At 54.2% G+C, this 797-nt stretch carries 1 rRNA gene; it reads left to right on the forward strand.

Annotated features, from left to right (window positions below):
• Positions 1-122: 122 nt before the first annotated feature.
• A 23S ribosomal RNA gene (locus H8B06_RS20475) occupies positions 123-797 on the forward strand; the annotation flags it as partial.

A 797-nucleotide genomic window follows, 5' to 3' on the forward strand; every position in this document is an offset into this window, starting at 1 on the left:
GTTCTTTGACATATTGGGAAAGAAAAGAATACATAAGAGAGGACAGATGAAGTCCGTTCGGGGATAATATCCTGTGAACGGACGGAGGCAGTCTGCTGCTTAGCAAAAGGGGCAGCAGACGGAAGAAAGTAAATAAGGGCACACGGGGGATGCCTAGGCTCCCAGAGGCGATGAAGGACGCGACAAGCTGCGATAAACCGCGGGGATCGGCACATACGATTAGATCCGCGGGTTTCCGAATGGGGCAACCCGGCATGCTGAAGGCATGTCATACCACATAAGTGGTAGGCGAACGCGCTGAACTGAAACATCTAAGTAAGCGCAGGAGGAGAAAACAAGAGTGATTCCGCAAGTAGTGGCGAGCGAACGCGGAGCAGCCCAAACCGTTTATGTTACGGCATATACGGGGTTGTAGGACTGTGAAGTGGTACCGAAGACTGAAGTGGAACCGGGTGGGAAACCGGGCGATACGGGTGACAGCCCCGTACACGTATAGGATTCGGGCCTAACAGTATCCTGAGTAGCGCGGGACCGGAGAAATCCTGCGTGAATCCGGCGGCACCATCCGCCAAGGCTAAATACTCCTGGGAGACCGATAGTGGACCAGTACCGTGAGGGAAAGGTGAAAAGAACCCCGAACAGGGGAGTGAAAAGAACCTGAAACCGTGTGCCTACAATCGGTCGGAGCGGAACTTGTTCCGTGACGGCGTGCCTTTTGCATAATGAGCCTACGAGTTACACTTCACCGGCAAGGTTAACCCGTTCAGCGGGGGAGCCGGAGCGAAAGCGAGTCTGAA

It is taken from the genome of Sphingobacterium micropteri, from assembly GCF_014692515.1.
Lineage (GTDB): Bacteria > Bacteroidota > Bacteroidia > Sphingobacteriales > Sphingobacteriaceae > Sphingobacterium > Sphingobacterium micropteri.